The sequence below is a fragment of the Stenotrophomonas sp. CASM106 genome, assembly GCF_049384825.1.
Lineage (GTDB): Bacteria > Pseudomonadota > Gammaproteobacteria > Xanthomonadales > Xanthomonadaceae > Stenotrophomonas > Stenotrophomonas muris.
Genome location: NZ_JBMRFS010000003.1, coordinates 381,833 through 400,109, shown reverse-complemented (window position 1 = coordinate 400,109; position 18,277 = coordinate 381,833). Strand labels below are relative to the sequence as shown.

19 protein-coding genes are annotated in these 18,277 nt (G+C 67.5%); 12 read left to right on the top strand and 7 right to left on the bottom strand.

Going from position 1 to position 18,277, the window contains the following annotated elements:
- Positions 1-7 precede the first annotated feature (7 nt).
- Complete coding sequence (locus tag VG556_RS09220) at positions 8-1,132, top strand: pyridoxal phosphate-dependent aminotransferase (protein ID WP_049420860.1); 1,125 nt, start codon at positions 8-10, stop codon at positions 1,130-1,132.
- 90 nt (positions 1,133-1,222) lie between these two features.
- Here the strand turns inward: VG556_RS09220 and zipA are convergent, their stop codons facing one another.
- From zipA to VG556_RS09185, 7 genes are all read right to left on the bottom strand, one after another.
- Positions 1,223-1,960, bottom strand: a complete 738-nt coding sequence (gene zipA / locus VG556_RS09215) for a cell division protein ZipA (protein ID WP_014647658.1) — start codon at positions 1,958-1,960, stop codon at positions 1,223-1,225.
- Between the two features lie 46 nt (positions 1,961-2,006).
- Positions 2,007-5,510 (bottom strand): chromosome segregation protein SMC, encoded by a 3,504-nt coding sequence (smc, locus tag VG556_RS09210; protein ID WP_423179985.1) that lies wholly within the window; start codon positions 5,508-5,510, stop codon positions 2,007-2,009.
- A gap of 259 nt (positions 5,511-5,769) precedes the next feature.
- Complete coding sequence (rplI, locus tag VG556_RS09205; protein ID WP_014647660.1) at positions 5,770-6,219, bottom strand: 50S ribosomal protein L9; 450 nt, start codon at positions 6,217-6,219, stop codon at positions 5,770-5,772.
- A gap of 105 nt (positions 6,220-6,324) precedes the next feature.
- A complete protein-coding gene (rpsR, locus tag VG556_RS09200) occupies positions 6,325-6,555 on the bottom strand; it encodes a 30S ribosomal protein S18 (protein ID WP_002804494.1) in 231 nt (76 codons plus the stop codon).
- Between the two features lie 11 nt (positions 6,556-6,566).
- A complete protein-coding gene (gene rpsF / locus VG556_RS09195; protein ID WP_006452997.1) occupies positions 6,567-7,004 on the bottom strand; it encodes a 30S ribosomal protein S6 in 438 nt (145 codons plus the stop codon).
- A gap of 185 nt (positions 7,005-7,189) precedes the next feature.
- Positions 7,190-7,732, bottom strand: coding sequence for a CbrC family protein (locus tag VG556_RS09190; RefSeq protein ID WP_049408585.1), 543 nt, complete (start codon positions 7,730-7,732; stop codon positions 7,190-7,192).
- A 94-nt stretch (positions 7,733-7,826) separates the two neighbouring features.
- Complete coding sequence (locus VG556_RS09185; protein WP_046431542.1) at positions 7,827-8,165, bottom strand: HesB/IscA family protein; 339 nt, start codon at positions 8,163-8,165, stop codon at positions 7,827-7,829.
- A gap of 128 nt (positions 8,166-8,293) precedes the next feature.
- On the opposite strand from VG556_RS09185, the gene asnS reads away from it, so the two are divergent.
- From asnS to VG556_RS09130, 11 genes are all read left to right on the top strand, one after another.
- Entirely contained in the window at positions 8,294-9,688 is a 1,395-nt protein-coding gene (asnS, locus tag VG556_RS09180; protein ID WP_014647663.1) for an asparagine--tRNA ligase, read from the top strand.
- Between the two features lie 30 nt (positions 9,689-9,718).
- Positions 9,719-10,018, top strand: coding sequence for a hypothetical protein (locus tag VG556_RS09175; protein ID WP_005410232.1), 300 nt, complete (start codon positions 9,719-9,721; stop codon positions 10,016-10,018).
- 7 nt (positions 10,019-10,025) lie between these two features.
- On the top strand, positions 10,026-10,340 hold the full coding sequence (locus tag VG556_RS09170) for a hypothetical protein (RefSeq protein WP_006453002.1): 315 nt from the start codon (positions 10,026-10,028) through the stop codon (positions 10,338-10,340).
- Positions 10,341-10,347: 7 nt separating this feature from the next.
- Positions 10,348-10,986 (top strand): FMN-binding negative transcriptional regulator, encoded by a 639-nt coding sequence (locus tag VG556_RS09165; protein WP_100450311.1) that lies wholly within the window; start codon positions 10,348-10,350, stop codon positions 10,984-10,986.
- A gap of 72 nt (positions 10,987-11,058) precedes the next feature.
- The gene (can, locus tag VG556_RS09160; RefSeq protein ID WP_010480460.1) at positions 11,059-11,721 is read left to right on the top strand and encodes a carbonate dehydratase; all 663 of its coding nucleotides are present in this window, start codon (positions 11,059-11,061) and stop codon (positions 11,719-11,721) included.
- Positions 11,722-11,740: 19 nt separating this feature from the next.
- Positions 11,741-12,262: a 3-hydroxyanthranilate 3,4-dioxygenase gene (locus VG556_RS09155; protein WP_100450521.1), complete on the top strand. Its 522-nt coding sequence runs from the start codon at positions 11,741-11,743 to the stop codon at positions 12,260-12,262.
- Positions 12,263-12,467: 205 nt separating this feature from the next.
- Entirely contained in the window at positions 12,468-13,742 is a 1,275-nt protein-coding gene (gene kynU / locus VG556_RS09150) for a kynureninase (RefSeq protein WP_100450312.1), read from the top strand.
- 31 nt (positions 13,743-13,773) lie between these two features.
- Positions 13,774-15,141, top strand: a complete 1,368-nt coding sequence (locus tag VG556_RS09145; protein ID WP_032962052.1) for an FAD-dependent oxidoreductase — start codon at positions 13,774-13,776, stop codon at positions 15,139-15,141.
- Positions 15,141-16,580, top strand: a complete 1,440-nt coding sequence (gene sbcB / locus VG556_RS09140; RefSeq protein WP_100450313.1) for an exodeoxyribonuclease I — start codon at positions 15,141-15,143, stop codon at positions 16,578-16,580. Before VG556_RS09145 ends, sbcB begins: the two co-directional genes overlap by 1 nt.
- Positions 16,577-17,263, top strand: a complete 687-nt coding sequence (locus tag VG556_RS09135; protein WP_032962055.1) for a DUF2461 domain-containing protein — start codon at positions 16,577-16,579, stop codon at positions 17,261-17,263. Before sbcB ends, VG556_RS09135 begins: the two co-directional genes overlap by 4 nt.
- Positions 17,263-18,243: an aldo/keto reductase gene (locus VG556_RS09130; RefSeq protein ID WP_075076593.1), complete on the top strand. Its 981-nt coding sequence runs from the start codon at positions 17,263-17,265 to the stop codon at positions 18,241-18,243. Before VG556_RS09135 ends, VG556_RS09130 begins: the two co-directional genes overlap by 1 nt.
- The last annotated feature ends 34 nt before the right edge of the window (positions 18,244-18,277 follow it).

Below are 18,277 nucleotides of genomic sequence, written 5' to 3'. Positions count from 1 at the left end.
CCTGCCCATGACCCTGCCTGACTCCCGTAGACGCTTCCTGCAGCTGGCCGGTGCCAGCCTTGCCGTCGCCGGCAGCGGCCTGCCGCTGCGTGGCCAGGCCCAATCCGCGGCCACCGTCGGTGCGGCCCCTGCCGAAGGCGCGGTACTACTGAACTTCAACGAATGCCCCTACGGCCCCTCCCCCGCTGCCCAGCAGGCGGCGCGCGACAGCATCGCCAGCTGCGGCCGCTACCGCTTCGCCCTGGCGGCACAGGTGCGCGATGCCTTCATCGAGCAGGCCCGTATCCCGGCCGACCATGTGCGCCTCTATCCGGGCTCGAGCGAACCGTTGAACCGCGCCGCCACGTTGTGGACCGGCCCGCAGGCGGGACTGGTGGTGGCCGACCCCACCTTCGAGACCCTGGGCGAGGTCGCTGCCGCACATGGTGCACACGTGCAGAAGGTGCCGCTGCGCAATGACGGCGCACACGACCTGCGTGCGATGGTCGCAGCCGCGCATGCGCGCCCGACCGGGCTGCTGTACGTGTGCAATCCGAACAACCCGACCGGTTCGATCAGCCCACCGGATGAGCTCGCCTGGCTGCTGGCCCACAAGCCTGCTTCCACCCGCGTGCTGGTCGACGAGGCCTACCTGCAATACAGCGAGCAGCCCAGCCTGATCGCGCAGGTGGCACAGCGCGACGATCTGATCGTGCTGCGTACATTCTCCAAGCTGTACGGCATGGCCGGCCTGCGCCTGGGCCTGGCGGCCGCACATCCCGAGCGTCTGCGCGAGCTGGCCAGCCCCGGCGACAACCCGCTACCGGTGCCCGCGCTGGCGGCGGCGCTGGCCAGCCTGCAGGATCCGCAGCTGATTCCGCAGCGTCGCCTGCAGAACGCCAAGGTGCGCCAGGCCACCATCGCATGGCTGGGCAAGCGTGGTTTCAGCTGCCTGCCGTCGGAAGCGAACTGCTTCGTGGTCGACGTGCAACGCGACGGCAGCACGTTCGCCAAGGCGATGGCCGACAACGGTGTGGTGATCGGGCGCAGCTGGCCGATCTGGCCGCAGCACGTGCGCGTGACCGTCGGCAGCGAGGACGAGATGGCCGCGTTCCGCCGCGCGTTTGCCAAGGTGGCCGGCGTACCGGCGTAGACCCCATCCACGCAGGGCGTGGATCTACTGTTGTGGGTGCCGACCGTTGGTCAGGGTGGGTGCCGACCGTTGGTCGGCACGCCATGGCGCTCACCAGCGCGGGGTCTTGGTCAGCGGCGGCGCCTGGTGCTGGCGGTCGTAGGCGCGCAGTTCGTCACGGATGTGCGCGATGCGCTGGCGACCCAGGGCGTTGCGGCTGTCATCCAGCACCACGCCATCCAGCAGTTCGGCCATGCGCTGCACCGTCGGCAGCATCTTCTCCCAGGCATCCAGCGCGGTCAGCGGCGCCGGCAGGGTCAGGAAGAAGGCGATGGCCGGGGTTTCCATGGCACGGATGTTGGCCATGTCGAAGCTGCCTGGCTTCATGATGCTGGCCATCGAGAAGATCGGCCCGCGCTCGGGATGGCCTTCCACCAGACGGTGGAACACGTTCATGTGGCCGAACACCAGGCCGGTCTTCTCCGCCGCTACCACGATGTCTTCGCCGCGCAGCTGCTCACCGGCACGGGCGGCCACGAACAGCGAAACGATCTTGTCGAAATCCTGGGTGGCGCGCTTGCCGAGATCGCTGGCGCCCGGGTCGGTATCGCCCAGGCCGAGTTCGGCCTGTTCGCCTTCCGTGCCCATGCCCGGTTCGACGCGGCCATCGGCTACGACAACGCCGTCCTCGCCCAATACCGGTTCGCGGCGCTCGCCGCTGGCCGGTTCCGCGCTTTCCACGCGCCGTCCCTGGGGCTTCTTCTTCGGACGGCCAAACAGGAAGATCGCGGCGATCAACAGCAGGCCGGCGGCCAGGATGCCGATGCGCAACAGTGCCGTGTCGGACATTCGATAGGTTCTCCGGCTAGTTCATTCAGGTAACTAGGATGGCACGTCAGGCCGCGCCCGCCAATCGCGCGGCTTCTTCCAGGTCCACGCTGACCAGGCGGCTGACGCCCGGTTCACGCATGGTCACGCCCGAGAGCTGGTGCGCGGCCTCCATCGTCGCCTTGTTGTGGCTGACGAACAGGAACTGCACCTTCTCGCTCATTTCCTTGACCATGTTGGCCAGCCGGCCGACGTTGGCTTCGTCCAGCGGCGCGTCCACCTCGTCCAGCAGGCAGAACGGCGCGGGGTTCAGCTGGAAGATGGCGAACACCAGCGCCACTGCCGTCATCGCCTTCTCGCCGCCGGACAGCAGCGAGATGCTGGACACGCGCTTGCCCGGCGGGCGCGCCATGATGGTCACACCGGTGTCGAGCAGGTCTTCACCGGTCAGCTCCAGGTAGGCTTGGCCGCCACCGAACAGGCGCGGGTACAGCGCCTGCACGCCAGCATTGACGCGGTCGAAGGTGTCCTTGAAACGGCCGCGGGTCTCGCGGTCGATCTTGCGGATGGCATCCTCGAGGGTTTCCAGCGCCGTAGTCAGGTCGGTGTGCTGCGAATCCAGGTAATCCGAGCGCTGCGAAGCCTCGCCGTACTCGTGGATGGCGGCCAGGTTGACCGGCTCCAGCCGGCGCATGCGTGCGTCGATCTGATGCACGGCCTGCTCCCAGTCGCCCAGGCGCGCATCCTCGGGGAGTGCGTTGAGCACGTCCTGCAGCACGAAGCCGGCCTTTTCCACCGCCGCCTGCAGGGTGTCCGCGCTGAGCACCAGTGCCTGCTGGTCCAGCTTGCGCTGCGAAATACGCTCGCGCTGGGCCAGCGCCTGTTCGTCACGCTGGTGACGGGTCTGCTCGTAATTGCGCAGCTCGGCGTCGATGCCGTCCAGCAGCGTCCGCGCTTCGGTCAGCACGCGATCAGCCCGCACGCGCTCTTCCAGTGCATTCTGGTGTTCGGCCTGCAGCGCTTCGACCGGCGAATCACCTTCGTCCAGCTGCGAGTGCAGCTCGCCCAGCCGCGAATCCAACTGCCCACGCTGGGTGCCCATGCGCTCCAGCGCCTGGCTCAACGAGGCCAGCTGCGCACGCTGCGATTCCAGGGTCAGGGCCAGCGAATGCGAGCGCTCGCGCACTGCACGGGCAGCATCGCGGGCCAGGTCGCGCGCCTCGGTCAGCTGGCGGCGCTCGCCCTCCAGCCGCTGCCGGGTCGACTCCAGATCACCCATGCTGCTGACCGCGTTCTCCAACCGCGAGCGCGCTTCGCGCGCCTGCGCGTTGTTGGCTTCAATCGTTTCCTGCAGTTGCTTCAACTCGCCTTCGATGCGGTCGATGCGCGTGCGTGCAGCCTCTACCTTGCCCTGCTGGCCCTGCAGCTGGCCGGCCAGCTCGGACACCGCGCGGTGGGCCTGGTACAGCGCGCGCTGCGCGTCCTCGCGCTGCTGTTCAGCCGCCTGCAGCTGCTCACGGAAACCGGCCAGCTGTTCTTCCAGCTCGGCCTCGCGGTCCTGCAGCTGCTCGATCTGCTCGCGCAGCTCGTTGATCTCGCGTTCGCGCAGCAGCGCGCCCTGCTGGGCTGCACCGGAGCGCGACACGCGCAGCCAGCCCTGGCCCAGGCGCTCGCCGCTCTGGGTGATGATCGAATCGCCTTCCGGAAGGCTGGCCTGCAGGGCCTTCGCCTCGGACAGGTCCTTGGCACCATGCAGGTGCGCCAGCAGGCGACGGATCGCCGCCGGGCCACGCACGCGTGCGGCCAGCGACGTCGGTGCAGCCTTGACCTCGGCATCCGCGCTGGCGACCAGCGCAATGTGGCCGTCGCCGAGTTCGCCGAGGGCGTTGACCAGGCTGCCCGGGTCATCGACCAGCACGCCTTCGATCAGCTGGCCGAGCGCACTTTCCACCGCGTTTTCCCAACCGGCATCGACGTCCAGGCGTTCGCCGACACGTGCCGCCGAATCCAGCCCGCGCGCCTTCAGCCACGCGACGGCCGCGCCCTGCTCCTGGCCCAGCGCGGCCTGCTGCAGGGTTTCCAGCGAGGCCAGGCGACCGCGCAGGCCGTTGGCCTGCTTGCGCAGTTCGGCCAGTTCGTTCTGGCCATTGCGCTGCTGTTCCTGCACGGCCGCCACGCCCTGCTTGCGCAGCTCGACGTCTTCGCTCAGTTCATCCAGCGCGGCCTTCTGCGTGTCGTGCTGCAGGTGCAGCTGCTCGAAGGCTTCTTCCAGCGCGTCCACGTCCAGCCCGGCGCGCTCGGCGGCCAGGGCCTCGCGACGCCGGTCGGCGTCGAGGATCTGCTTGTCCAGGTAGTCCACGCGCGTGCGCTCGACATCACCGGCGCGCGACGCCTCCGAACTCTGCGAGGTGTGCTGCTCCCAGCGCTGCTGCCAACTGGCCAGCCGGTCTTCGGCCTCGCGCAGGCTTTCCTGCTTGATCTCGTTCTCTTCCTGCAGCGCCTCCAGCTGCGGGGTGGCGGCCTCCACTGCCTCGCGCAGCACCCTCAGTTTGGCCTCGTCGCCGCTGATGTGCTGGCCCAGTTCGGCCAGGGCCTGCTGGGTTTCATCGCGCGCCTTGTGCAGGCGCTGCGACAGCTCGCGCTGGTGCTGGATCTGCTGTTCCAGGCGCGCCAGCGTGCTGCCGACCTGGTAGACCGCGGCCTGCGCGGTGTTGAGCGCGTCGGCGGCCTCTTCGCGCCGCGCGCGCGAGGTCTCGATGCGGGCCTCGGCATCACGCTGGTCGGCGATCAGCTGCTGCAGCTTGGTCTCTTCCTGCGACAGGCCTTCGCGCAGCTTCGACAGGCGTCCGTCGAGACCACGGAATTCCAGCGCCTTCCACTCGGCATCCTTGACCCGGCGCTCTTCCTGCAGGGCCTGGTACTGCTCGGCCTGCCTGGCCTGGCGCTTGAGGTGTTCGAGCTGCTTGCTGATCTCGTCGCGCAGGTCGCCCAGCCGGTCCAGGTTCTCGCGGGTGTGGCGGATGCGGGTCTCGGTCTCCTTGCGGCGCTCCTTGTACTTGGAGATGCCGGCTGCCTCTTCCAGGTACACGCGCAGGTCTTCCGGGCGCGCCTCGATGATCTGGCTGATCATGCCCTGCTCGATGATCGAGTAGCTGCGCGGGCCCAGGCCGGTGCCGAGGAACAGGTCGGTGATGTCGCGACGGCGGCACTTGGTGCCGTTCAGGTAATAGTTGCTGGTGCCGTCGCGGCTGACCGTGCGCTTGACCGAGATTTCGTTGAACGAGGCGTATTCGCCGGAGATCGTGTGGTCGGAGTTGTCGAAGATCAGCTCGACGGTAGCCTGCGAGACCGGCTTGCGGGCATTGGACCCAGAGAAGATCACGTCGGTCAGCGAGTCGCCACGCAGGCGGCTGGCCGAACTCTCGCCCATGACCCAGCGCACGGCATCGATGATGTTCGACTTGCCGCAGCCATTGGGGCCCACCACGCCGGTCATGTTGGTCGGCAGGTGCAGGGTGGTCGGATCGACGAACGACTTGAAGCCGGACAGCTTGATCGTGGAAAGACGCATAGGGGTTCCGGACTGGGGCCGGCAAGCGGCCTGCGTTTACCCTCCAAGTCATTGATCCTGCTGGGATCGATGCCCGTGGAACGGGTGTGACGCCCTGAGTATACCGATGTGGCCGTGTTCTACGAATGGGCGTGGAACATTGTCCGGCCCCACCCCGTCGGCCGGACGTGGCCGCACGCCACGAAACGGAGCCATAAAACAAAACGGGCACCCTTGCGGGCGCCCGTTCTGCGGTGATGCCAGGCCTTGCGGCGTGGGATCAGGCTTCGGCGACGACGACGACCTTGACGGTGGTCTCGACGTCGGCGTGCAGGTGGATCAGCACGTCGTACTCGCCGATGTTGCGGAAGGCGCCTTCGCCCAGGATGACTTCGCTCTTGCTGACCGGCAGGCCGGCAGCGGTGAAGGCATCGGCGATTTCGCGGGCGCCGACCGAGCCGTACAGCTTGCCTTCGGTCGAAGCGTTGGCCGGGATGGTCACGCTCGCGCCGTCCAGCTTGGCCTTGCGGGCGTCAGCGTCGGCGTGGATGGCCTGGGCCTTGGCTTCGTATTCGGCGCGCTTGGCTTCGAACTCGGCCTTGTTGCTCTCGGTGGCCGGAACGGCCTTGCCCTGCGGCACGAGGAAGTTACGGCCGTAGCCCGGCTTCACGTCGACCAGGTCGCCCAGGTTGCCGAGGTTGGTGACTTTCTGCAGGAGGATCAGCTGCATGGTATTGCTCCAGATGAGTTATTCGTTAGCGAGGCGATGCCCCGCAACAAAGGCTGTCCGAATAGCTGGCACAGCGGGGGCGGCACCGGGCCGCCCCGCCGGGCATCAGACGTCGTGGTTGTCGGTGTACGGGATCAGGGCCAGGAAGCGAGCGCGCTTGACGGCGGTCGCCAGCTGGCGCTGGTACTTCGACTTGGTACCGGTGACGCGGCTCGGCACGATCTTGCCGTTCTCGGTCAGGTACTGGCGCAGGGTGTTGAGATCCTTGTAGTCGATCTCCTTCACACCTTCAGCCGTGAACTTGCAGAACTTGCGGCGACGGAAGAACTTGGACATGGGAAGGCTCCTTAGGCGGCGGAAGCGGCGTCGTCGCCGGCTTCGTTGTCAGCGGTGGTGGTGGACTCGCCTTCTTCGTCGTCACGACGACGGCGCTCACCGCGCTCCGGCTTGTCACCCTTCTCGTCCTTGCTCTTCATGATCAGCGACTGCTCGGTGTCAGCCTCGTCACGCTTGATGACCAGGTTGCGCAGCACGGCATCGTTGAAGCGGAAGCTTTCGGTCAGTTCGTTCAGAACGGCCTGGTCGGCTTCGATGTTCATCAGCACGTAGTGGGCCTTCACCAGGTTCTGGATCGGGTACGCCAGCTGGCGGCGGCCCCAGTCTTCCAGACGGTGGATGGTGCCGTTGCCGTTCTCGACCAGCGACTTGTAGCGCTCGATCATGGCCGGGACCTGCTCGCTCTGGTCCGGGTGGACCATGAACACGATTTCGTAATGACGACTCATGTTTTTTCTACCTTTCGGATGTGGCCTTGCGGCCGGACAGCCCCCCGCCGTTGAGACCGCGGTGGGGCAAGGATTCCCGCCGGGAAGGCAGGAAGCCGCGCATTATGCGGCAAGCGGCGCCACCGGGCAACCGGGCGCAAACCGGGCAACCTGAACGGGAGCGCCGGCCCATGTCCGGCACGTGCTCATTCCAGATCGACGTGAAGACGATGCTGGCCGCATTCCAGGCATTGGAACAGGCAGCCGACCATCATCCCGTCCCGGCTCAGATGCTCCAGCACCCAGTCGGCGTCGCGCGGATTGACCGCCGCCACGTCCGGCCGGACCTGGTCGAGGATCGGCAGCAGATCGTCGCTGCCGGCGTAGCCGAGGAAGGCGCAGGGCCGTTCGCAATGGCTCAACCAGACCGATTGCTGCCAGGAGGAGTAGCCCGGGGTGCGCTCGCAGATCTCCAGCAGCAGCTCACGGGCGATGGTCGGCGGCGGATCAGCCGGATCCGGGGATACCCCCTCGATATCGCTCCAGCCGGTGAACTCGCCCTCGTAACTGGCCGCAGCCCTGCCATTGGCGATACACCAGGGGCACAGGTAATCCGGGCGCAGGCGGGTATAGAACGGTCCGCGATAGCGCAGTGCGCGCGCCTGGCCGCAGCAGTCGCAGATCCCCTCGACCTCTTCGAAGGAGAGGTCGTAGGCGTTGGGGTGATAGGTGAAAAGCGGTCGTTCCATCCGTGGGGTCCCTGCCGAGCCCAGCGTGCCGACCAAGGTCGGCGCCCACCAGAGCACGCCTGGTCAGCGCCGGGCCATGCCCGGTGGCCGGCCCTCAGGCCTTGTCGGCGTCGGTGGTGAAGCTCTCGCCGCAGCCACACTCGGCGGTGGCGTTCGGGTTGCTGAACGTGAAGGTCTCGCTCAGGCCATGCTTGCCGAAGTCGATCACGGTGCCGTCCACCAGCGCCAGGCTCTTGGCGTCGACGTAGATCTTCACGCCCTCCTGCTCGAACACCGTGTCGCCCTCGCGCTCTTCGCGGGCCAGGTCGGTCACGTGGCCCCAGCCGGAGCAGCCGGTCTTGGTCACGCCGAAACGCAGGCCCAGCGCGCCGGGGGTCTGGGCGACGAAGCGCTGCACGCGCTCGAAGGCAATGGGGGTCAGGCTGACGGCCATGGGGCTACTCCAGAGGTACGGGGACATTATAAGGAGCCGTTGCCACGAAAAATGCCTCGCAAGCAGAACGCTGCAACCGGTAAACTCCCGTGTTCACAGATCGAGTCGATCAGCAGAGGATTCAAGTCATGACGGTGGTCAGCGTTGAACATGCGCTTGCCGGGAAGATCCCGGAAGGCGGCGAAGTCACGGTACGCGGATGGGTGCGCACGGTGCGCGGTTCAGCGAATCTGGCCTTCGTGAATGTGAGCGACGGCTCCTGCTTCGCCCCGATCCAGGTCGTGGCCGGCGACAGCCTGGCCAACTTCGATGAGATCAAGCGCCTGACCAGCGGCTGCTCGGTCATCGCCACCGGCACGCTGGTGAAGTCGCAGGGCAAGGGCCAGTCGTTCGAGATCCAGGCCAGCACGCTGGACGTGGTCGGCTGGGTCGAAGACCCGCTCACCTACCCGATCCAGCCCAAGCCGATGTCGCCGGAGTTCCTGCGCGAAGTGGCGCACCTGCGTCCGCGCACCAACCTGTTCGGCGCGGTCACCCGCATCCGCAACTGCCTGGCCCAGGCCGTGCACCGCTTCTTCCACGAGAACGGCTTCAACTGGATCAGCACCCCGATCATCACCACCTCCGACGCCGAAGGCGCCGGGCAGATGTTCCGTGTGTCCACCCTGGACATGGTGAACCTGCCGCGTGACGAGAAGGGCGCGATCGATTTCAGCCGCGACTTCTTCGGCAAGGAAACCTTCCTGACCGTGTCCGGCCAGCTGAACGTCGAGGCTTACTGCCTGGCGCTGAGCAAGGTCTACACCTTCGGCCCGACCTTCCGCGCCGAGAACAGCCACACCACCCGCCACCTGGCGGAGTTCTGGATGATCGAGCCGGAAATCGCCTTCGCCGACCTGGCCGAAGACGCGCGCCTGGCCGAAGAGTTCCTGAAGTACCTGTTCCGCGCAGTGCTGAACGAACGCAGCGACGACCTGGCCTTCATTGCCGAGCGCGTGGACAAGAACGCGATCACCAAGCTGGAAGACTTCATCAACGCACCGTTCGAGCGCATCGACTACACCGACGCGGTCAGCCTGCTGCAGAAGTCCGGCAGGAAGTTCGACTTCCCGGTCGAATGGGGCCTGGACCTGCAGACCGAGCACGAGCGCTGGCTGACCGAGGAACACGTCGGCCGCCCGGTGGTGGTGACCAACTATCCGGAGCACATCAAGGCCTTCTACATGCGCCTGAACGACGACGGCAGGACCGTTGCCGCGATGGACGTGCTGGCCCCGGGCATCGGCGAGATCATCGGCGGCAGCCAGCGCGAAGAGCGCCTGGACGTGCTGGACGCGCGCATGGCCCAGTTCGGCCTGGATCGCGAGCACTACAGCTGGTACCGCGATTTCCGCCGCTATGGTTCGGTGCCGCACGCCGGCTTCGGCCTGGGCTTCGAACGCCTGGTGGTGTACGTCTGCGGGCTGTCCAACATCCGCGATGCGATCCCCTACCCGCGCGCGCCGGGCAGCGCGGACTTCTAAGCCCCACACGACCACGGAGGTACCGCCCCCATGACCCTGTTCTTCGCCCTCTGTTTCGTCGGCGTTGCAGTGGCCGGGTTCAGTGCCTTCGTGATCTTCTGGCCGCTGACCCTGGTGCACGTGCGCGACCGCCATCCGGCGCTCGCCGCGCGCTTCGGCAGCGGCGCCTTCCTCAAGCCCGATGCCCTGGCCTGGCTGCTGCGACGCGACTATCGGCAGCAACCGGACCGCTCGCTGTCCGGGCTGGCGACACCGGCCTGGGTATCGCTGCTGACCCTGCTGGCCGGACTGGGCATGGCCGCCCTGCTCTGGCTGGCCTCGCTCTGGTAATACGCTCATGAATGACATCACCGCCTCGCGCGACAGCTGGTGGCTGGCCAGCCTCGGCAACACCCTCATCTGGGCGCGCCTGCGCGTTCGCCCGGCCGGCACTGCCGAAGTGCTCGACAGCGATGGCAACACGCTGAGCTACGACAGCGAAGACACCGCCCGTTCGCAGTTGTTCGACGCCGAGTTCGTCGAGTACGACGGCCTGGACGAGGAGGACGCACTGGTGCGCGGCTTCAGTCTGCACGAAGTGCAGCCGCCGCAGGCCGACAGCGACGAGGGCCTGCGTGGCCGCATGATCCAGTCACTCGGCGGGCGCGCCTGACCCCTGCATGTTCACCCCGCGCGCCTTCGCCGAGACCGACCTGCTCTGGCTGGACCGCCTGCTGGCGCGCGACCCGTTCGTTGCCGTGCTCACCCCCGGCAGCGATGGCCTGCCGGAGCTGACCCGGATGCCGGTGCTGTACCGGCGTGACGGCGACCAGATCGAACTGCGCGGGCACTGGGCCCGCGCCAACCCGCAGTCGCGCCACAGCGGCGCGGCCAAGGTGCTGGTCGATGGACCGCACGGTTACGTCTCGGCCAGCTGGTATCCGGACAAGGAGCCCGCCGCGCGGGTACCCACCTGGAACTATGCGGCTGCCGAGCTGCGTGGCCAGCTGCAGACCTTCGACGATGCCGGCGCGCTGGCGGAGCTGGTCGGCGCGATCAGCGACCGCTTCGAAGCCAGTGTCGGCCAGGCCTGGCAGTTCGATGCCACGCGTGCCGAACATGGCCCGGAGCTGCGCGCCATCATCGGCTTCCGTTTCCAGGTCGAACATGTGCAGATGAAGCTCAAGCTGAGCCAGAACCATCCCGACGCCAACCAGCGTGCGGTGATCGCCGAACTGGAACAGCTGGGCACCCCCTCTTCCACCGAGTTGGCGCAGTGGATGCGCTGGCACCGCGAACAGGCCGCCCGCAGCGACTGAACGCCGCAGATTCCCGCGACGACGCAGCCGGACGGCTGCGGCGCGCCCCCACCCGACGCCAGGGACCCGAACATGAAAGACATCCACAAGCTGCTGCAGAACAACCGCGACTGGGCCGACCGGATCGAGAAGGAAGACCCCGAGTTCTTCCACCAGCTGGCCAAGCAGCAGCACCCGGAATACCTGTGGATCGGCTGCTCCGATTCGCGCGTGCCGGCCAACCAGATCATCGGCATGGCCCCGGGCGAAGTGTTCGTGCACCGCAACGTCGCCAACGTGGTCGCGCACACCGACCTGAACTGCCTGAGCGTGGTGCAGTACGCGGTGGACCAGCTGAAGGTGAAGCACATCCTGATCGTTGGCCACTACGGCTGCGGCGGTGTGCATGCCTGCCTGCACAACACCCGCGTCGGCCTGGCCGACAACTGGCTGCGCCACGTCGGTGACGTGATGCAGAAGCACACCGGCATCCTCGATGCGATCGAGACCGATGAGCTCAAGCACGCGCGCCTGTGCGAACTGAACGTGATCGAGCAGGTGGCCAACCTGTGCCGCTCGACCATCGTGCAGGATGCGTGGGCCCGCGGCCAGAAGCTGATGGTGCATGGCTGGGTCTACAGCCTGAAGGACGGACGCGTGCGCGAGATGGGCATCGACGTCGGTTCGCAGGAAGAGCTGCAGCCTGCATATGAAAAGGCCCTGTCCTACATCCCGCGCAAGGGCAAGCGCGACTGATCCCTTACGGATGACCATCATGCTCGCTTCGCCGATCAACCTGCACGCCTGGATCGAAGAGAACCGCCACCTGCTGAAGCCGCCGGTGGGCAACAAGATGATCGACAACGGCGATTTCATCGTGATGGTGGTCGGCGGGCCGAATTCGCGCACCGACTATCACTACGACGAAGGCCCCGAGTGGTTCTACCAGCTCGAAGGCGAGATGGTGCTGAAGGTGCAGGAAGACGGCGCGGTGCGCGACATCCCGATCCGCGCCGGCGAGATCTTCCTGCTGCCGGCAAAGGTTCCGCACTCGCCGCGGCGCCCGCCCGGTGGCATCGGCCTGGTGGTCGAGCGCAAGCGCCTGCCGCACGAGATGGACGGCGTGATCTGGCACTGCGAGCGCTGCAACCACAAGCTGCACGAAGAGTTCTTCCCGCTGCAGAACATCGAGACCGATCTGCCCAAGATGTTTGCGCGCTACCACGCCAGCCTGGAGCTGCGCACCTGCAGCCAGTGCGGGCACGTGGATCCGCTGCCGGCGCCGGCGGTGGGCTGAACCCCTCGAACGGTAGTCGCCCACCTTGGTGGGCGCTTGCTCGCTCCCGCCCTGGTAGATGCCCACCTTGGTGGGCGCTTTCTTGTACGTGCGCCAACCAAGGTTGGCGACTACCGGATCACACGGCGCTGGTGCCGGGCCGGCTGCTACCGGGCCATGCCCCAGGCGCTACACTGGCGGTCCCGTTGCAGCCTGTTGCCCGACCATGTCCGACCTGCTCAGCCGCACCCACGCCATCGCCCTGGACGCCGCCGATCCGCTGCGCCCGCTGCGCAATGAATTCCTGATTCCGCGCCATGAGGGCGGCGAGCAGACCTACTTCGTGGGCAACTCGCTGGGCCTGCAGCCGCGCGGCGCGCAGGCAGCGGTGCAGGAAGTGATGAAGCAGTGGGGCGAACTGGCGGTGGAAGGCCACTTCACCGGCCCGACGCAATGGCTGTCCTACCACCGCCTGGTGAGCGCGCAGCTGGCCCGCGTGGTTGGCGCGCTGCCCAGCGAAGTGGTGGCGATGAACACGCTGAGCGTAAACCTGCATCTGATGATGGTCAGCTTCTACCGGCCGACCACGCAGCGCCCGGTGATCCTGATGGAAGCCGGCGCGTTCCCGACCGATCGCCACGCGGTGGAAGCCCAGATCCGCTTCCATGGCTTCGACCCGGCCGAGTGCCTGGTGGAAGTGCAGCCGGACGAAGCCAACGGCACGATTTCACTGAACGCCATCGAGCGCGCCATGACCGAACACGGCCCGCGCCTGGCACTGGTGCTGTGGCCTGGCGTGCAGTACCGCACCGGCCAGGCCTTCGACCTCGATGCGATCACCCGCGCCGCCCGCCTGCAGGGCGCACGCATCGGCTTCGACCTGGCGCACTCGGTCGGCAACCTGCCGCTGCGCCTGCATGACGTGGCCCCCGATTTCGCCGTGTGGTGCCATTACAAGTACCTCAACAGCGGCCCGGGCGCAGTGGCTGGCGCCTTCGTGCACGAGCGCCACCACCGCGACACCACCCTGCCACGCTTTGCTGGCTGGTGGGGCCATGAGGAAGCCACCCGCTTCCAGATGGCGCCGCAGTTCACTCCGGCCATCGGCGCCGAGGGTTGGCAGCTGAGCAATCCACCGATTCTCGGCCTGGCACCGCTGCGTGCCTCGCTGGACCTGTTCGAGCGCGCCGGCATGGAGGCGCTGCGCAGCAAATCGCTGGCGCTCACCGGCATGCTCGAAGCACTGGTGCGCGCGCGCCTGCCGCAGGTGCTGGACATCATCACCCCGGCCGATCCGCAGCGCCGCGGCTGCCAGTTGTCGCTGCGCGTGATCGGTGGCCGCGAGCGTGGCCGCGCACTGTTCGAGCACCTGCGCGGCATCGGTGTGCTCGGCGACTGGCGCGAACCCGACGTGATCCGCATCTCGCCCACCCCGCTCTACAACCGCTACCTGGACGTGCACCACTTCGTCGAGGAAGTGGAAGCCTGGGCCGGCCTTTGAGCCGGTCCCTCCCCTGCTGCTGGACAGTTCGTTGATCGCACATGCTTCCCGCTCGTTGAGCATTATCGGTGCCGGCCTGGCCGGGTCCCTGCTGGCCATCCTGCTGTCGCGGCAAGGCTGGCGCATCACCCTGTACGAACGCCGCGGTGATCCGCGCGTGGCTGATTACGAGAGTGGCCGCTCGATCAACCTGGCATTGGCCGAGCGTGGGCGCAATGCGCTGCGCCAGGCAGGTGTGGAGGACGAAGTGATGGCACGCGCGGTGATGATGCGCGGCCGCATGGTGCACCCCCGCGACGGCGAACCGCAGCTGCAGCGCTATGGCCGTGATGACAGCGAAGTGATCTGGTCGATCCACCGCAGCGATCTGAACACCACGTTGCTGGAACTGGCCGAGCAGGCCGGCGCCACCGTGCACTTCCATCGGCGCCTGCACACCGTTGATTTCGACGCCGGTTACGCGCGTTTCATCGATGACCGCGACGACAGCCCGCACGACATCCGCTTCGACACCCTGATCGGTGCCGACGGCGCCGGTTCGGCCCTGCGCGCGGCGATGAACCGCCGTGCCCCGCTGGGCGAGGACATCGCCTTCCTCGACCACTCCTACAAGGAGCTGGAGATCCCTCCGGCCGCCGACGGCAGCTTCCGCATCGAGCGCAATGCGCTGCACATCTGGCCACGCGGCCATTACATGTGCATCGCCCTGCCCAACCACGAAGGCACCTTCACCGTCACCCTGTTCCTGCCCAACCAGGGCGATCCCAGCTTCGCCACGGTCAACACCGGCGCGCAGGCCGAGGCGCTGTTCGCACGGGAGTTCGCCGACACCCTGCCGCTGATCCCGAACCTGCGCGCGGACTGGGAACAGCACCCGCCGGGGCTGCTCGGCACGCTCACCCTGGAGCGCTGGCACCAGCACGGTCGCGCCGTACTGATCGGCGATGCCGCGCATGCGATGGTGCCGTTCCACGGCCAGGGCATGAACTGCGCGTTCGAGGACTGCGTTGCGCTGGCCCGCCACCTGATGGAAGCGGATGACCTGGAAGGCGCGTTCGCCGCGTTCGAAGCCGAGCGCAAGCCGAATGCACGTGCCATCCAGCAGATGGCGCTGGAGAACTACCTGGAGATGCGTGACCGTGTCGCCGATCCTGCGTTCCTGCTGCAGCGCGAACTGGAGCAGGAACTGCAGCGGCGCTGGCCGACCCGCTTCGTGCCGCACTACACGATGGTCACCTTCCTGCACACACCGTACGCCGAGGCGCTGCGCCGCACCGAACTGCAACGCGACATGCTGGTGGCCGCCACCACCGGTCACGATTCACTGGACAACATCGACTGGGCCGCGCTGGAAGCGCAGATCAACGCGCAGCTGCCGGTCCTGGAGGGCGCGCACTGATGGCCGACAGCTTCCTGTTCTACGACCTGGAAACCTTCGGCCAGGACCCGCGGCGCACGCGCATCTCGCAGTACGCCGCGATCCGTACCGATGCCGACCTCAACGAGATCGATACGCCGGTCAGCTTCTTCGTGCGCCCGGCCGATGACCTGCTGCCCTCGCCGATGGCCACCCTGGTTACCGGCATCACCCCGCAGCAGGCCCTGGCCGAGGGCATCAGCGAGGCCGAGGCCTTCGACCGCATCAACGAACAGCTGTCGCGCCCCGGCACCTGCGCGCTGGGCTACAACACGCTGCGCTTCGACGATGAATTCGTCCGCTACGGGCTGTTCCGCAATTTCCACGACCCGTACGAGCGCGAGTGGCGCAACGGCAATTCGCGCTGGGACCTGCTGGACATGCTGCGCCTGATGCGCGCGATGCGCCCGGACGGCATCCAGTGGCCGCTGCGCGAGGACGGCGCCACCTCGTTCAAGCTCGAACACCTGGCCGAGGCCAACAACGTGCGCGAGGGCGATGCGCACGAAGCGCTGTCCGACGTACGTGCCACCATCGGCATGGCACGCCTGTTCAAGCAGTCGCAGCCGCGCCTGTGGGAGTACGCGCTGAAGCTGCGTGACAAGCGCTTCGTCGGCGGCCTGCTGGACGTGGCCGCGATGAAGCCGGTACTGCACATTTCCATGCGCTACCCGGCCAGTCGCCTGTGCGCGGCGCCAGTACTGCCGCTGGCCGTGCACCCGACCATCAACAACCGGGTGATCGTGTTCGACCTGGACGGTGACATCGACGACCTGCTGGCACTGCCGGCCGAGGTGATCGCACAGCGCCTTTACCTGCGCGCCAGCGAGCTGCCCGAAGGCGTGGCGCGGGTGCCGCTGAAGGAAGTGCATCTGAACAAGGTGCCAGCGCTGATCGCCTGGAACCACCTGCGCGCCGATGACCACGCGCGCCTCGGCCTGGACGTGGCCGCGATCGAGGCCAAGGTGGAACGGCTGCGCGCGTTCGCCCCGCAGCTGGCCGAGAAGGCGCGCCAGGTCTACAACCAACCCCGCGTCGCCACCGTGGCCGACGTCGATGCCTCGCTGTACGACGGTTTCCTCGGCAACGGCGACAAACCGCTGCTTGCGCTGGCACGCACCACCGCGCCCGAGCAGCTGGCCGCGCTGGAAGGCCGTTTCCGCGACCCGCGCCTGCCGGAGCTGCTGTTCCGCTACCGCGCGCGCAACCACCCCGACAGCCTCGCGCCGGCGGAACGCCAGCGCTGGCAGGATTACCGCCGCCAGCGCCTGCTCGGCGACGGCGGGCTGGGCGAACTCAACCTGCCCCAGTACCTGCAGCAGCTCGATGCACTGGCCGCCGAAGCGCCCGACGACGCGCGGCGCCAGGCCCTGCTGCAATCGCTGCGCGACTGGGGCCAGCACCTGCAGGAGACGCTGTGAGCACCTACTTCTCGGACGCCAGTTTCAGGTTCCTGCGCAGCCTGGCGCGGCACAACGACAAGGCCTGGTTCAACGACCACCGCCAGCAGTATGAAGACCACGTACGGCAGCCGTTCCTGCGCCTGCTGGGCGACCTGCAACCGGCCCTGGCCGAGGTCAGCGAACACTTCCGTGCCGATACGCGCGGCGTCGGCGGCTCGCTGTTCCGCATCCACCGCGACGCGCGCTTCTCCAACGACAAGTCACCGTACAAGACCTGGCAGGGCGCGCGCCTGTTCCATGAGCGCCGCCGTGAAGTAGCCGCGCCTTCGTTCTACGTGCACCTGCAGCCGGGCGAGAGCTTCGTCGGTGCCGGCCTGTGGCATCCGGAACCGGAAACCCAGCGCCGCGTGCGCCACTTCATCCTCGACAACCCGGGCAGCTGGAAGGCCGCCGCGCACGCACCGGGCCTGCGCAAGCGCTTCGATTTCGAGGAGAGCGAAAAGCTGGTGCGTCCGCCGCGTGGCTTCCCCGCCGACTTCGAGTTCATCGACGACCTCAAGCACCGCAACTGGGTGATGTGGCGCTCGCTGGACGACGCCACCATGACCGGTCCGCGCCTGCTGTCCACGCTGGGCAAGGATCTGGCCGCGCTCGGCCCGTTCGTCGACTACCTGTGCGCGGCGCTGGACCTGGAATTCTGATGCCATTGGCACAGCAACGCCGCACGCTGGGCCGCACCGGCCTGGCGGTTTCGCCGGTGGGCCTGGGCTGTTCCGGCTTCTGGGGGCATCGCCGATTCCCGGAACAATCGGCCGCGAACGTGGTCGAGCATGCACTGGCACAGGGCGTGAACCTGTTGGACACCGGCCACAACTACTCCGGTTTCCACGCCGAGCCGCGGCTGGGCCGCATCCTGCGCCCGTTGCTGAAACAATACCCGCGCGACGCACTGGTGATTTCCAGCAAGGGCGGCACGCTGACCGGCCAGGCCGGCGTCAGCGGCGCCGAGCAACGCAACTTCTCGCCGGCAGCCATCATCGCCAGCTGCGAGGCTTCGCTGCGCAATCTCGGCCTGGATCACCTGGATATCTACCAGTTGCATGGCGCCAGCCAGCACGACATCAACGACGACCTGCTGGCCGCGCTGCAGCGCCTGCGCGAACGCGGGTTGATCCGGCACACCGGCATCAACACCCACTCGGCCTCGACCCTGCGCTGGATGATCGCCCATCCCGACGCCTTCGATGTGGTGCTGCTGGACTACAACGCCCTGCAGCAGGACCGCGAACCGCTGATCGACCAGTTGCAGGCGGTGGGCATCGGCGTGCTGGCCGGGACCGTGCTGGCGCAGGGCCACCTGCTGCCCGCGCGCCCGCGCCTGCCACGGCTGGCCGATGGCTGGTACCTGGCGCGCGCCTGGCTGAAGCCCAGCAGCCGGCAGCTGATGCGCAGTGCCCGCCAGATGCGCCGGGCAGTGGCCGCGATCCGCAGCCAACGCCCGGCCCAGACCGCCTTCGCCTATGCGCTGGGCCATCCCGGCGTGGCCAGCGGCATCCTTGGCACCACCCGTACCCGCAGCCTCGACGAGGTGCTGGCGACGCGGCTGGAAGCGCTGACCCCGGCCGAACGGCAACAGCTGGTCGATGCCTTCGGTGACGGCCGTGGCTCGCCCAGTCATTGAGTCTTCACCCGGTACTGCCGCCATTGCGGCAGTC